Here is a 13,804-nt window from a genome sequence, read left to right as displayed (position 1 = left end):
TGATCCCCGGCATGCAATCGGCCCTGCAAGGCTTCAAACCGAAGCGTGATTCGGGCCCGAGCCCGCTTAGCTCGGCCCGCTTCGCCGCCATGCTAGGCCGCCGCGATCAAGTTTTCGCCATCGGCGCCGTCACCCTCTCGGCCAAGCTCGCCAAATGCGACGGACCGGTCAACCGGCTGGAAATCGACGCCTTCAAGCGCGCCTTCCACGTGCCGGCGCATAATGTGGCGGAGGTCGGACGCATGTTCGATGCGGCCCGCAAAAGCCCGGCCGGGTTCGAGCCCTTCGCGCAGGAACTCACACTCGCCTTCGAGGCCGACAATCGCGTGGTCCTGGAGGAAGTGCTGCGGGCGCTTTTCGCGATCGCGCGGGCGGATGGCGCGGTCAACCAGCAGGAGATCGCCTTCCTTGCCCAGGTCCACCGGCTGTTCCGGCTCGACCGGTTTTCCTGGGACCAGGCGATGGGGGGCACTTCGGATCGCGCCCGTGCCTCGGAGGACGGCAATCCCTATACGGAGCTTGGCCTGACCCGCAACGCGACCGACGCTGAGCTGCGGGAAGCGCGGAAGCGGCTGATGCGGGAGTTCCACCCCGACGGGCTGGCCGCGCGTGGTGTGCCGGTGGAGTTCATCGCCCGGGCGACACAGCGGGCGGCCCGGATCAACGCCGCCTGGGACCGCATCAAGCGCGAGCGCGGCCTTTAGGGCGAGGCTGCTTACCTCTGCGGCTGTTTGCCGCTCAGAAGCCACCGCCCGACATCACAAAACGAAAATAGATCTGGGTAATCACGCGTTGCAGGACGCCCAGCAGCAAAATCGCGACGATCGGGCTGATGTCGATGCTGCCGAGAAACGGGATGATCCGGCGAATCGGGTTGAGAACCGGCGCTGTCACGCGGTTGAGGAAGTCGCCGATCGTCCAGACCAAACGGTTGCGCGTATCGAGGACACCAAAAGAGGCGAGGGTGGTGAAGACCGCCGCCAGGATGATCGCCCAGATATAGAGGCTGATCACCTTCTCGATGAGCCAGTATAGGTCGGATAGTAAGTCGGCACCCATGGTTCTCGGTCTTCCTTAGCGGTCGCGGCGGACCCTAACGAGCCTGACCGGGGGCTGCAACACGGCCACTCGGGGAGCGTGCTTGACAGCAGGTCGGCACCTGACCATGTTCCGCGCCCGGCGGGATGGGGCTGTAGCTCAGCTGGGAGAGCGCGTCGTTCGCAATGACGAGGTCAGGGGTTCGATCCCCCTCAGCTCCACCATTCCGCCGGTTTAACCCATTCATAACGTTCCGTGATTGCGCCGCGATCGTTTGCTCGCGCGCATTTTTAGTTCGTGCGTTGCGGACGTAAAATTGGACGATCCGCCGAATGGTTAACTTTCCCTGAACGGACTTTGCTGCCACTGCTTGCATGCAACCTGTCACGCGAACGCAGGAGGGTCCCTCTGAGCTACATGAACGCGGGACAACCACGCTACACGCGTCGTCTGTCTGACAAGGTCCTCATTGCCTTTCATCAGGCTTGCGACCAGGAGGAATTCGAGATCGCGGAGCAACTGCTTCAGATCTTGGAGACCATCCTTGTGCATCGCCCCATCCATGTGAAGGCTGATCGGCGCAGATCGATGGATACGCTTGTCGCAGCTCACGAACGGCTATGGCATTTGCGGAACGTGCAAAGCGAGTCTTGAGGCAACCGCGCGCTGCGATCATCTCGAAGCGACCCACGTTCTGACCCCCGGCGCGGGTCGCGTATGCGCGACCGCAAGCCACCGGGCATAGCGCTCATGTATTCACGGCGCCGTTGCTTAACGAGGAACCAGCGATTGTCGGGAAATCGGAAGAATCGGCAGGCGGAGCTTCCCTTCGTCTGAGAAAGCTCCGCCCATTAGCTACTTCAGATGCTGCGCGAGGTGCTTGTTCATCTCGAACATCGTCACCTTGTCCTTGCCGAAGACCTTGCGAAGCTTGTCGTCGGCCAGAATTTCGCGTTTGTTTTCAGGGTTCTGCAGGTTATGGGACTTGATGTATTCCCAGACCTTGCTCACCACCTCGCCGCGCGAGAGGGTTCCCTGCCCGACCACCTCGGCCAGCTCAGCGGAAGGCTTGAGTGGCTGCTGAAGCGCATTCGGCTTCTTTCCAGCGGCCGCGGCTGGCGCGGCCTTGGCGGCGGCCTTGGGAGCGGCTTTCGCGGGAGCCTTAGGGGCGGTCTTGTCTGGCATAAAGTTTCCTCATCGACGAATGGTGTGCCCTTATCCTTCACCCCGATTGCGGCGGCAACAAGCCTCCGTCGCGGCGATGTGTCTTCGGGCTTGAAAAGCAAGCTGGTTGTGCCTGCGCATCCAGCTAGTCCTTCTCAGGCCATTCCCTCGACCAAATCAAGAGGAGCTTCCACATCCGCGCAGTTAACTGGTGTTCCATGCCAACCTTCCGCATGCTTTTGCCAGTAAAGTGACTTGATTCGCACACTGATCGGCCATGGGCGGCCATCGGCCCTCATTTTGTCCCCTGCATCGATGTTGCCGACTCGGGAGCATGGCACCACCCCGGCGGCCGTGGTCGAGCCAAACTCCTCATCCGCCCCCATGAGATCCTCGATTCGCACAAATTGACCGCCGAAAAAGAAGTTTACGCGCAGCACGCGACCTAAGCGGTGAGTCGGTCTAGTACCGTCCCCAGAAAGCGGTCGCAGGCCTCGAGTTCGGGGCGGGTGATGAATTCGTCGGCCTTGTGGGCGCGATCGATCGAGCCGGGGCCGCAGACAACGGTAGGCAAGTTCAGTTGCTCGCTGATCAGCCCGGCCTCGGTGCCGAAACCCAGCCGGATCTCGCTCGCGTCGCCGGTAGCTGCCTTGGCGAGAGCGACGATTTCGGCATCCGGATCGGGCTCCGCGAGGCCGGGATATGCGCTTGTCACTGAAATCTCGATGGCGGCGGCATGACCCTCGGCACGCGGAGAGCGCAGCCGCTGTTCCGCCCCGTCGCGCAGACGGTCGAGCAAGGCGGCGCCGTCCTCGCCGGGAAGCAGCCGCAATTCGAAGGCGAGCGCGCAGCGGTCCGGCACGATATTCAGCGCCGTGCCGCCCTGGATGGTGCCGACTTGGACCGTGCTGAAAGGCACCTCATACGATTCGTCCCGGCTGCCTTGTGACGAAAGCCAGGATTGCAAAGCCTCGATCTCACTCACGATACCGGCGGCAATGCCGATCGCGTTGTAGCCGAGGAAAGGGTTGGCGCTATGCGCGGCCTCGCCACGGCAAACGGCCTCGGCCGCGATCTTGCCCTTGTGGCCGGTCGCGACCCGCAGTCCGGTCGGTTCGCCGACGATGCAACCGGCGGCGCGGAAGCCTTCTGCCGCGAGAACCCGCAGCAGGGAGCGGATGCCGACGCAGCCGATTTCCTCGTCATGCGACAGCATGAGGTGCAGGGGCCGGGCGAGCTTCCGCCGGCCGGCCGCCTCGCCGACCGTCAGCATCGCCGCGAGAAAGCCCTTCATGTCGGTGGCGCCGCGCGCATGCAGCCGCCCGTTTTCTTCGCGGAGGGTGAAGGGATCGCTGGTCCATGGCTGTCCCTCAACCGGAACCACGTCGCAATGGGCCGAGAGCACGATGCCATCGGGTGTGTCCGGCCCGTAGCTTGCGAGGAGACTGACTCTATCGGGCTCGTCCCCGGGAATGAGGCGAATGCGGGCGGAGGTCGCGCGCAGGTAGTCGGCCACCCACGTGACGATCGGCTCATTGGGGCGGCGGCTGAGGCTGGGGAAACCGACGAGGTGACCCAGCGTCGCAACCGTATCTCTCATTCCGACGTGCCTCACAGCCTTGCCTCACGTTAACACCATCGCATTCTCGTGGCATGCCACGCTTCCGCCCGATGCGGGATGGCATTAGCCAGGGCGAGGGCAAGCAATGGAGGCACGTGTGGTCAAAGCAGCGGTGATCGACGACTGGCAACGGATCGCCCGGGCCAGCGCCGACTGGTCGGCCCTGTCGGAAAAGGCCGAGGTCGTGTTCTTCGCCGAAGCCTTCGAGAGCGAGGATGCCGCCGTATCGGCGCTGGCCGAGTTCGAGATCATCCTGTCGATGCGTGAGAGAACGCCGATGCCCGCATCCCTGATCGCACGTTTGCCAGCGCTGCGGATGTTGGGAATCACCGGGGCAAAGAACGCGTCACTCGACGTCGATGCCTGTACGGCGCGCGGCATTTTGGTCTGCAACACGGTCAGCGATGGAAAGGGAGCAGCGGCAACGGCCGAGCTCGCGCTTGGCCTGCTCATCGCGGCAGCACGCGGCATCGCTGTGGGAGATGCGACGATGCGGCGGGGTGGCTTTCAGGAAGGCGTGCCAGTCGGGATTGGGCTTGCGGGCAAAACGCTTGGAGTGATCGGACTTGGGCGGCTCGGCGGCCTCATGGCCCGTTATGGCCGCGCTCTCGACATGACGGTCCTCGCCTGGAGCCAGAACCTCACCCCGGAAGCGGCGGAGGCGGCCGGGGCGGAATACGCCACGAAGAATGATCTGCTCGCCCGGTCGGATGCGATCAGCCTGCATCTCGTCTTGTCACCACGGAGCCGCGGCATCATCGGGGCGGCGGAGATCGCCCGCATGAAGCCGGGCGCGATCCTCGTCAACACCTCGCGCGGGCCGCTCGTGGATGAGGAGGCTCTGATGGAAGCGGTGAGCGCGAAGCGTATCGTCGCGGCGCTCGATGTCTTCGACCGGGAGCCGCTGCCCTCGGACCATCCGCTGCGCCGAGCGAAGAACACTGTGCTGATGCCGCATCTCGGCTATGGCGTCGCGGAGACCTGGGCCGCTTTCTATCCGCAGAGCGTGGAGAATGCGCTGGCTTTCCTCGATGGGCATCCGGTCAGGATGGTCAATCCGGAAGCGGTGAAGTCTTGATCAGACTAACCCGTCGCCGGACCCCAGGACAGATCCGCCACCTGGTCGCGAATCATCTTGATGACGAGTCGCGTCGCCGCGGTCATCGGGCGTTGCGTCGCTGTCGCGAGCATGAGCTGCCGGGTGAGGGTAGGCGCCGCGATTCGCCACCAGCGTAGCCGGCCCGCTGCGATGCGCGGCTCGGTCGCGGCATAGCAGAGGATGGTGTAGCCGACGCCTGCCTCGACCAGGCCTAGGGTTGAGGCCATTGCATCCATCTCGTGCTCGATGCGCAGCGTGACGCCGAGCCGGCTCATCGCCTGATCGACCTGCATGCGCAGCCCATGCGGCCTCGCCGGCATGATGAGGGGCACCTGCGCCAGCCGCTCGGCGGTGATGGAGCCGTTGCCGACGCCCGCCGGGTCCGACATCGGGCCGAGCAGGATCAAATCCTCTTCGAGCAATGGCTCGGTTAGCAGGGTTGGGTGACGCGGCGCGTTGTAGACGACGCCGATATCGACGCGTCCGTTTGCCAGCCATTCCAGGACATGGCCGCTGAAGCCCTCGACGACATGCAGGGAGATCGCCGGATAAAATTCCCGGCAGCGCTGCACCAAAGGAACCGTCAGCACCCAGCCGATCGAGGGTGGCATCGCGATGGCGACTTTGCCGCTCGGCGAAGTCCGTCGCGCGGCCATCTCGCCGATAATGCGGTCGGCGACTTCAACCATGCTGCGGGCATGGGTTGCGAGAACCTCGCCGGCGTCGGAGAGGACGATGCCGCGGCCGTTGCGGTAAAACAGCTCCTCACCCAGTTCCTCCTCGAGAAACTTGACTTGCCGGCTTAACACCGGCTGGGTCAGCGACAGCTTGACTGCAGCCTTCGAGAAGCTGCCGGCATCGGCAACGGATAGAAAATATCGGAGCTGTTTCAGTTCCAAGCGGGTTCCAGTCGGTAAACGCTAAGCTTGGCCCATCCGCGCCACTCCTGTCGCGGTGATCATAGCTGCTATAGCCGCCGCGCAATCTGGCACGGGACCAGCCGCGCCGCTAGCCTTCCGACCATGCAAGGGTCCGCTAAGTGCCCGGGAAACATTCGAGCAGGCGCATCTCGCGCCTATTTCCATCCGATTGGACAAATGGGCATGGGATTATGCGTCACGCCGCCCGGCGTTGGCGCAGGATTCCGGGAGAAGCCGCAGCGACCGCGGCTCGGCGACAGGATACGTCGCCGCCGCAGGCTGATATGCCGCTTGTGGCGATGGTGATGCGGGCGAGAGGCGAATAGGCCGGGGCGGCAAGCGCCGCAGGGGGTAGAAGTGTCAGGTCAGCAACTAGGCTTTGTCGGCGTCGGCCGCATGGGCGGTTTCATGACGCAACGGCTGCTCGCTGCGGGGCATGCCGTAGTCGTCACAGACCCCAGCTCCGCTGTGGTGGACGCGCTCGTCAGAGAGGGCGCCACGCGCGCCGGCTCTCCCGCAGAGGTCGCCGCCGCCTCGGATATCGTTTTCGCCAGCCTGCCGAGCCCGGCCGTGGTGCAGAAGGTCGCACTGGGCGAGGACGGTGTGGCCCATGGCGGCCGCGCCAAGATCTTCGTCGATCTCTCCACCACCGGCTCGCGCGTCGCATCGAGCGTCGCGGAGGGTTTGCGCGAACATGGCATCATCTCGGTCGATGCCCCGGTCAGCGGCGGGATCAAGGGCGCCAAGAACGGCACTCTGGCGGTGATGGTTTCCTGCCCGAAGGCGAGCTATGGCGAGGTCGAAGCGCTGCTCGCGATTTTCGGCAATCTCTTCTACATCGGCGAAAAGCCGGGTTCGGCGCAGACCCTCAAGCTGATCAACAATCTTCTGGCGGCCTGTGCCATGGCGATCTCCGCCGAAGGCATGGTGATGGGCATGAAGGCGGGGCTTGACCCCAAGGTGATGATCGACGTCATCAATGTCAGCAGCGGTCGCAACAGCGCGATCCAGGACAAGTTCCCCAAATCCGTGCTGGAGGGGACTTTCGATTACGGCTTCATGACTGGGCTATCCTACAAGGATGTGCGCCTTTGCCTGGATGAGGCTGAGGCGATGGGCATTCCGATGCCGGTGGGCGCCATGGTGCGGCAAATGCTGGCGGTGACGAATGCCGTTTATGGGCCGGAGTCCGATTTCACATCCATGGTCCGGAATATCGAGACCTGGGCGGGAGTGGAGGTGCGCGCGTGATGGATGGCATGCAGACATTTGATGCAGGCGTTCCGCTTTGTCGCGGCATCGCGCATGCGGCTCTGACCGCGACAATTCCGCGCGCCGCCGAAGCGGCCGAGAAGCTGCGCATCTGCCTGCTCGATTTCCTCACCTGCGCGCTGGAATCTCGGGATTTGCCGATTTCGGTGCAGGCCATCCGATTCGCGACCATGGAGCAGGGCGCGGCGCCGGTTCTCGGCACCGCGCATCGCGCGCCGGTGCCGCAAGCGGCCTTCGCCAATGCGGTGATGGGGCATGGGCTGGTGCGGGAGGATATGCATACCGGCAGCATCAGCCACCTTGGCGTCGTCATCATGCCGACATTGCTGGCGCTTGCGGCGCGCCGCCCTGTCAGCGGGCGCGACTTCATCGAGGCGGCAATTCTTGGCTATGAGGCGGGCGGGCGTTTTGGCCGCGCGCTGATCACCTCGGAATTCGCACGCTTCTTCCGCCCGACCGGGTTCGCGGGGCCGGTCGCGGCGGCAATCGCGGGGTCGCGGATGATGGGGCTCAGCGAGGAGGAAACGGCGAGTGCACTGTCCCTCGCGGTCAATACCTTGAGTGGCCTCAACGAATGGCCTGCGACGGGTAGCGACGAGATGTTTTTCCATGCCGGTTTCGCGGCGCGCAATTCCGTGACTTCGGTCGAGTTGGCGGCGCTCGGCGCGCGATCCTCCGAACGCGTGCTGGACGGCGCGGCGGGGCTTTTCGCGGCCTATCGACCGGGCAACCCGATCCCCGCCATCACGCTGTTTGCGGATGATACGCCGGAGATCCTGAGCGTCTATAACAAGCCGGTTCCTGCCTGTAACTTCGCTCAAACGCCGTGCCAGGTGATGCTGCTATTGGCACGCGAGGACGGGGTTCGCCCCGGCGATGTGCAGGCCATTCGCGTGCGCGGCACCCGCGCCATGGTGATGTACCCCGGCTGCGATTATGCGGGACCCTTCGGCCGCATCCTGCAGGCGAAGATGAGCATCCATTTCGGTGTCGCCGCCGCTCTGGTGCATGGTGGCGTCTCCGAAGAAAACTACCGCAGGCTTGACGATCCGGCGATCATACAACTTGCGCAGAAACTCACGGTCGAGGAGGGGGCGGAGTTCACTTCGGCCTATCCGGGCCGGCAGGGTGCCTCCGTTGAAGTAACGCTGAAGGACGGCACCAAGCGTACGCGCAGCCTTCCCGATGTCGTGCCGGCGACGCCAGAGGGTGTCGTGCAGCGTTTCCGCGATGCCGCCTCCGCGATCCTTGGTGGCAGCAAGGCGGCGGCGCTGGAGGAGGCTGTATCGCGTCTGGAGAAGCTGGACGATGTCGGCGTTATCGCAGCACTGACGCAGAGCTAGAATCAAGGAGAAAGCCATGACCAACGAAGTCTTCGAACGCGGGCTCGAAATTCGCAAGTCGATCCTGGGGGCGGAGTTCGTGGAGAACTCCTTCAAGACCGCTGACGACTTCAACATGCCGATGCAGGAACTCACCACCGAATATTGCTGGGGCGCGATTTGGGGCCGCGATGGTCTGCCGCGCAAGACACGCAGCCTGCTCAACCTCGCGATGATCAGTGCGCTGAACCGGCCGCACGAGCTGAAGATGCATGTGAAAGGCGCGCTGAAGAACGGCGTTTCGAAGGACGAAATTCGGGAGGTCTTTCTGCAGGTCGCGGTCTATTGCGGCATTCCCGCAGGCGTCGACGCTTTCCGCATCGCTCGCGAAGTCTTCGCCGAAGAAGCTAAAGCGGGCTGATCCAGAGCGAGGCGCGGTGCATGCCCGATAGCCTGCCCACCTACGAACTCTACGCCATTCGCTACGCGACCCGCGAGGGCCGTCGCGCCGATAACTTCCTTGGCGGCGATCCGCATGATGGGCCGATGCGGATGGATTATTTCGTGTGGGTGGCGATCGGTGCGGAGCGTAGCTTCGTGATCGATTCCGGCTTCACCGCGGAAATGGCGGTGAAGCGCAAACGCGAATTTCTGCGCGATCCGATCGAGGCACTATCTCTGGTTGGGCTTTCCGCAGAGACGGTGAAGGATGTGGTGCTGACACATCTGCACTACGATCACGTCGGCAATTTCGACAAGTTTTCTGTGGCGCAGTTCCATCTCCAGGAGCCGGAGATTCACTACGCCACCGGCCGCTATATGCGGCATCCCTTCCTCAACCATGCCTTTGAGGTCGAGGATGTTGTTGGCATCGTGCGGTTGAATTATGGCGGCCGGGTGACCTTCTATCGCGGCAATGACGAACTGGCGCCGGGCATTACCTTGCACCTCGCGAGCGGACATTCGGGCGGGCTGCAATTTCTTCGGGTCAATACCCAGCGCGGCTGGGTCGTTCTGGCTTCCGATGTTCTGCACTATTTCGAGAACATGGATAGTGGGCGGCCCTTCACGACGGTCTTCCATGCAGGTGATGCCGTTGAGGCTTTCGATCTCGTGCGGCGCCAGGCAGCGGGAAGGGACTACATTATTCCCGGGCATGATCCTCTGGTGATGGCGCTTTATCCGCCACCGCGCCCCGAACTCGAAGGCATCATCGCCCGCCTGGATGTGCCGCCACGTCAGAGTGCCTTCTGAAACGGAGTGTCTTTGGTTCGAACCGTGCTCATTCCACCACGTCATGCTCGGCGAAGGCCGCGCATCCGCGCCTTGCTTGCTTAGAAAAGAGAAGGTGTGGATGGCACGGGGTGCCCCGCACGCCTTCGCGTGCCATGACGGATCTTTGGGTCGCGGTTAAGCACTAAATCAATATGCGCCGCCAATGAAAGGCGGCCAGTCAATTGGGGAAACGAACGATGCGCATTCCAGACCTGTCCGACAAGAAGCTGATCGATCGCCATCTCGATCGTCTCGATACGCGTGGCGTGTCGCGTCGGGACTTTGTGCAGTTGGTGACGGCGGGTGTCGCGGTCGGTGCCGCCGCGCGCACGCTTGGGCTGCCGACGGCCGCGATCGCGGCGCCCAGTGGCAAGATCGCCTATATGTATTTCTCCTCTCGCCTGCAATATTGCCTGACGGTGAAGAAGTCAGTCGAGGACACAACGGCCGCTCTCAAGATCGGCAGCACCTCGGCGGATGCAGAGCTGAACAGCGAACATCAGCTCGATCAATACGAGCAACTGGCAGCCGCCGGTGGTTTGGGCGGCGTCATCCTCAACGCGCCGGACGGCAGCAACATCAAACGCATCGCGAAGCTGGCGGGACAGAATAAAACCTGGGTCGCCAATGTCTGGGCGACGGAGCCGTGGTTCACGCCCTTCGATGCCAGCGAATACTACACCTACTACGCGGATCCGGACGACTATCATGCGGCCTTTGAAGTCACCACAAAGCTGCTGACCGAGATCAAGAAGAAGACTGGCAAGGGCGGCAAAATCATCGGCCTGACCGGTATTCCCGGTTTCATCACTGATCTTCTGCGCACGCGGGGCCGCAACGATGCCTTCAAGGCGTTCCCGGAATTCACGCTGGTCGATGACCTGCCCGGAAACTTCAACATGGAAGATGGAAACAAGGCCGCGCAGGATCTACTCACCCGGCATCCCGACGCGGTCGGCATCTACGCCGCCAATGACGAGGAGGCCGCAGGCGCCATCGCCGCGCTCAAAACCGCCGGGCTCAAAGCAGGCGACGACGTGCTCATCGTTTCCGCCGGAGACGGCAATCCCGAAGCGGCCTCGGCCATCAAACGCGGCCAGTTGGTGGCGACGGCGGCGAATGTCCCGCAGTTCATGGGCGCGATGATGACGACGCGACTTTATGACGTCATGAATGGCTGGCAGCCCCGCGCCCCGGAGCGGATGATGCATTGGGGTTCGAAGATGATGACGCTCGACAATGTCGATACCTATCTCGAGCGTTACGTGAACAACGGCGATGTCGCGCCCTTCGACTATCGCCTGATGTCTAAAGTCTTGCATCCGAAGGATTGGGACCCGCAGGATCTGATGACGCCGCTCGACATGGATGTCGAATGGCAGGGCATCAAGAAGCCGGCGAATTGGGAATATCCCAAGGCCTATATGGATGCGCGGCAAAACGGCCAGTCGCAGGCGGTGGCGGACGAATATAAGGCGCACTACAAGATCGACATGTTCGGCCCCTCGCCGATGAAGAAGGGCTGAGCCAAACCCGCCGGACGCGCGCATGACGGATCTGCTTCGCATCGAAGGCGTGTCGAAAAGCTTCGGGCCTATTCCGGTGCTTCATGACGTGACGATGGCCGTGCCCCCCAGATCGATCATCGGTCTGGTCGGGGAAAACGGTGCGGGCAAATCGACCCTGTTCAATATCGTCACCGGCCTCGAGCGCGCCGATGCGGGGACGATGAGGCTGAAGGGGAGTGACTACCGGCCCCAGAGTTTCGCTGACGCCTTCGCGCGCGGTGTGACGCGCGTCTTTCAGGAGCAGGCGCTGGTCGCGAATATTCCCGTCTACGAAAACCTGGTTCTGTCACAGGAGCATCGCTTCACGCGGCTGGGTCAGTTTCTCGACAAGCGGGCGATGATCGCGGTGGCGGAGAAGATCGTCGAGGATGCCGGGCTCGATGTCGATGTCCGCCGCGTCACCAGCGGCTACGATTTTTCCAAGCGCCAGGCGATCGAGATCGCGCGCGCCTGTCTGGCGCCGCGCCATCTCCTCGGGCTCGAGGATCCGGTCGTTTTGCTGGACGAGCCGACCTCGGCGCTGGATCGCGAGGACGAGACGGCCTTTTTCGATCTGCTCCTGCGGCTGAAAGCCCAGGCCTCCTTCGTTTTCGTCTCGCATCGCCTTTCGGAAGTGCGGGCGGTGAGTGACGCCATGCATGTGATGCGGGACGGCAGGCTTTCGGAAAAGCTCGACCCGAAGACGACCGGGGAGACGGATATCTACGCGCTGATGGTCGGGCGGGAGCGCTCCGACGACTATTATCATGTCGCACGCCAGCAACAGGCCGTAGCCAAGCCCATGCTTTGCAGCGTGAAGGGCCTCAAGGGTCGCGGCTTCAACGGGATCTCCTTCGATGTCCGCGAGGGCGAGATCATCGGGCTGGGCGGTTTGCTCGATTCCGGCAAATCCGCTTTCGGCAAGGCGCTCGCGGGAGTCGAGCCGCCTGCGGAAGGCACCATCGCGCTGGCCGGGGCCGCTGCCCGGCTGCCGCGCATCGCGCAGCTGATCCGCCAGGGCGTCGGCTACGTTCCGGCCGAGCGGCTGGTGGAGGGGATCATTCCGAACCTCTCGCTCGCCATCAACCTGTCGCTGCCGAGCGCCGACCGCTTCTCGCATCTTGGTGTCTGGCGCTTGCGGCGCGAGCGGCGCGCCGCTGAACGTGCTGTGCGGGAAATGGGCATACGCTCCGGCTCGCCAGGTGGGCCGTTGCGCAACCTCTCCGGCGGCAACCAGCAGAAAGTGGTGCTCGCGCGCTGGCTGCAGCGGAACCTCAAGCTGCTCGTGCTCGACAATCCGACACGCGGTGTGGACGCCGGCGCCAAGGAGGAAATCTACGCGCATATTCGCGGGCTGACGGAGCAGGGCGTTGGCATCGTGCTGATCACCGACGAACTCATCGAGCTGATCGGCCTCTCGAACCGCATCCTGATCATGCAGCGCGGGAGGGTGGTGGCCGAAATCGCCGCGCCGGTCGAGGCGAAACCCACCGAACACGACCTCATTCCGCATATGCTGCCCAGCGCCGCTTGAGAGATTCCCAGAGCATGTCACAGACGAGCCCGTCTCGCCCCACGCCGCCGAATGCCGTCTGGCAATCCCTCAGGGCCAATCGCGGCATGTGGCTGCCGATTTTGGTGGTGGTCGGGCTGATCGTCGTCTTTGGCATCGCGTCGCCGCCCTTCCTGAGCTGGCGGAATTTCTCGGCCATCACCGGCGAGGCCGCGACACTGCTCATCGCTTCGCTGGGCGCGAGTTTCGTGATCCTGATGGGCAGCATCGACCTCTCCGTGGGCGCGATCGTGCTGCTGGTCGGCTCGGTCTGCGTGAGCCTTCTCGCCAATCACGATTACGGCTTGATGATTTTGCCGCTGGCGGCGCTGCTCGGCGCGATCTGTGGCGGCGTGAACGGCACCATCTGCGTCGCTGGGCGCGTGCCGAGTTTCGTGGTGACCTTAGGCACGCTCTCGATCTTCACCGGCATGGCGCTGAGCATCCTCAGCGGCCGTGCGATCATGTTCGATTCCGATGTGCTCGATACGCTCTCGACCGGGCAACTGATCCGCCACCTGCCCAATATCGCGCTCTGCGCTTTGGTGCTGTGGTTCATCTGTGTTGCGATCGGCATCTGGACCAAGTTCGGCCGCTTCGCGCTGGTGATCGGCGGCGGGGAGATCGTGGCCCGGACGGCGGGGTTGCCAGTGGGGCGCTACAAGATCGCCTCTTTCACCTTCTCGGGTCTGATGGCGGGCATCGCCGCGGTTTTCGCCATGTCACGGCTAGGCGCAGTCGGCCCGACCTTGGGCCAGGATCTGCTGCTCAACACCATTGCCGCGATTGTTGTGGGCGGCACGTCGTTGGCGGGCGGTATCGGCGGCGTGCATCGCACCTTTATCGGCGTCGCGATTATCGCGCTGCTGAATAACGGCCTCAACCTGCTCGGTGTCGGGCCTTATTGGCAGATGGTCATCAAAGGCGCGGTCGTGGTGGGCGCCGTTCTGGTCGGCCAGGATCGCCTGCTGAGCCGCATCGTTAAATAGCGGGG

At 63.3% G+C, this 13,804-nt stretch carries 14 protein-coding genes, 1 tRNA gene and 1 pseudogene; 11 read left to right on the top strand and 5 right to left on the bottom strand.

What is annotated here, in order from left to right; all coding sequences use genetic code 11:
- Positions 1–704: TerB family tellurite resistance protein (locus GSQ83_RS01770; protein WP_158800997.1), on the top strand; the 704-nt coding region annotated here is incomplete at its 5' end.
- Positions 705–738: 34 nt separating this feature from the next.
- Here GSQ83_RS01770 and GSQ83_RS01765 read toward each other — a convergent pair.
- The gene (locus tag GSQ83_RS01765) at positions 739–1,059 is read right to left on the bottom strand and encodes a YggT family protein (RefSeq protein WP_158800996.1); all 321 of its coding nucleotides are present in this window, start codon (positions 1,057–1,059) and stop codon (positions 739–741) included.
- Between the two features lie 127 nt (positions 1,060–1,186).
- On the opposite strand from GSQ83_RS01765, the gene GSQ83_RS01760 reads away from it, so the two are divergent.
- Positions 1,187–1,262, top strand: a tRNA-Ala gene (locus tag GSQ83_RS01760).
- Between the two features lie 631 nt (positions 1,263–1,893).
- On the opposite strand, the gene GSQ83_RS01755 is transcribed toward GSQ83_RS01760, so the two are convergent.
- The 3 genes from GSQ83_RS01755 to argE form a co-directional block, all read right to left on the bottom strand.
- Positions 1,894–2,223 (bottom strand): SWIB/MDM2 domain-containing protein, encoded by a 330-nt coding sequence (locus GSQ83_RS01755; protein ID WP_158800995.1) that lies wholly within the window; start codon positions 2,221–2,223, stop codon positions 1,894–1,896.
- A gap of 134 nt (positions 2,224–2,357) precedes the next feature.
- The gene (locus tag GSQ83_RS01750; RefSeq protein WP_158800994.1) at positions 2,358–2,642 is read right to left on the bottom strand and encodes a hypothetical protein; all 285 of its coding nucleotides are present in this window, start codon (positions 2,640–2,642) and stop codon (positions 2,358–2,360) included.
- A gap of 5 nt (positions 2,643–2,647) precedes the next feature.
- Entirely contained in the window at positions 2,648–3,802 is a 1,155-nt protein-coding gene (gene argE / locus GSQ83_RS01745; protein WP_158800993.1) for an acetylornithine deacetylase, read from the bottom strand.
- Positions 3,803–3,920: 118 nt separating this feature from the next.
- Here argE and GSQ83_RS01740 point away from each other — a divergent pair, with 118 nt between their 5' ends.
- On the top strand, positions 3,921–4,901 hold the full coding sequence (locus tag GSQ83_RS01740; protein ID WP_158800992.1) for a D-2-hydroxyacid dehydrogenase family protein: 981 nt from the start codon (positions 3,921–3,923) through the stop codon (positions 4,899–4,901).
- 5 nt (positions 4,902–4,906) lie between these two features.
- On the opposite strand, the gene GSQ83_RS01735 is transcribed toward GSQ83_RS01740, so the two are convergent.
- Positions 4,907–5,821: a LysR substrate-binding domain-containing protein gene (locus GSQ83_RS01735; RefSeq protein ID WP_158800991.1), complete on the bottom strand. Its 915-nt coding sequence runs from the start codon at positions 5,819–5,821 to the stop codon at positions 4,907–4,909.
- Positions 5,822–6,184: 363 nt separating this feature from the next.
- Between GSQ83_RS01735 and GSQ83_RS30835 the strand changes: the two are divergent.
- The 8 genes and pseudogenes from GSQ83_RS30835 to GSQ83_RS01700 all read left to right on the top strand — a co-directional run.
- Positions 6,185–6,667, top strand: a pseudogene (locus GSQ83_RS30835) (NAD(P)-dependent oxidoreductase); the annotation flags it as partial.
- Positions 6,650–7,093 (top strand): NAD-binding protein, encoded by a 444-nt coding sequence (locus GSQ83_RS30830; RefSeq protein WP_256367205.1) that lies wholly within the window; start codon positions 6,650–6,652, stop codon positions 7,091–7,093. The pseudogene GSQ83_RS30835 and the gene GSQ83_RS30830, both read left to right, overlap by 18 nt.
- A gap of 8 nt (positions 7,094–7,101) precedes the next feature.
- Positions 7,102–8,457 (top strand): MmgE/PrpD family protein, encoded by a 1,356-nt coding sequence (locus tag GSQ83_RS01725; RefSeq protein WP_158800989.1) that lies wholly within the window; start codon positions 7,102–7,104, stop codon positions 8,455–8,457.
- Between the two features lie 16 nt (positions 8,458–8,473).
- Positions 8,474–8,857 (top strand): carboxymuconolactone decarboxylase family protein, encoded by a 384-nt coding sequence (locus GSQ83_RS01720; RefSeq protein ID WP_158800988.1) that lies wholly within the window; start codon positions 8,474–8,476, stop codon positions 8,855–8,857.
- A 20-nt stretch (positions 8,858–8,877) separates the two neighbouring features.
- Positions 8,878–9,690 (top strand): N-acyl homoserine lactonase family protein, encoded by an 813-nt coding sequence (locus GSQ83_RS01715; RefSeq protein ID WP_158800987.1) that lies wholly within the window; start codon positions 8,878–8,880, stop codon positions 9,688–9,690.
- A 218-nt stretch (positions 9,691–9,908) separates the two neighbouring features.
- Positions 9,909–11,237, top strand: coding sequence for a sugar ABC transporter substrate-binding protein (locus tag GSQ83_RS01710; RefSeq protein WP_158800986.1), 1,329 nt, complete (start codon positions 9,909–9,911; stop codon positions 11,235–11,237).
- Positions 11,238–11,259: 22 nt separating this feature from the next.
- Positions 11,260–12,792, top strand: coding sequence for a sugar ABC transporter ATP-binding protein (locus GSQ83_RS01705; protein WP_158800985.1), 1,533 nt, complete (start codon positions 11,260–11,262; stop codon positions 12,790–12,792).
- Positions 12,793–12,806: 14 nt separating this feature from the next.
- Positions 12,807–13,799 (top strand): ABC transporter permease, encoded by a 993-nt coding sequence (locus tag GSQ83_RS01700; RefSeq protein WP_158800984.1) that lies wholly within the window; start codon positions 12,807–12,809, stop codon positions 13,797–13,799.
- Positions 13,800–13,804 lie beyond the last annotated feature (5 nt).

Source organism: Acidisoma sp. L85, from assembly GCF_009765865.1.
Lineage (GTDB): Bacteria > Pseudomonadota > Alphaproteobacteria > Acetobacterales > Acetobacteraceae > Acidisoma.
This window is presented reverse-complemented; position numbering and strand designations above follow the sequence as displayed.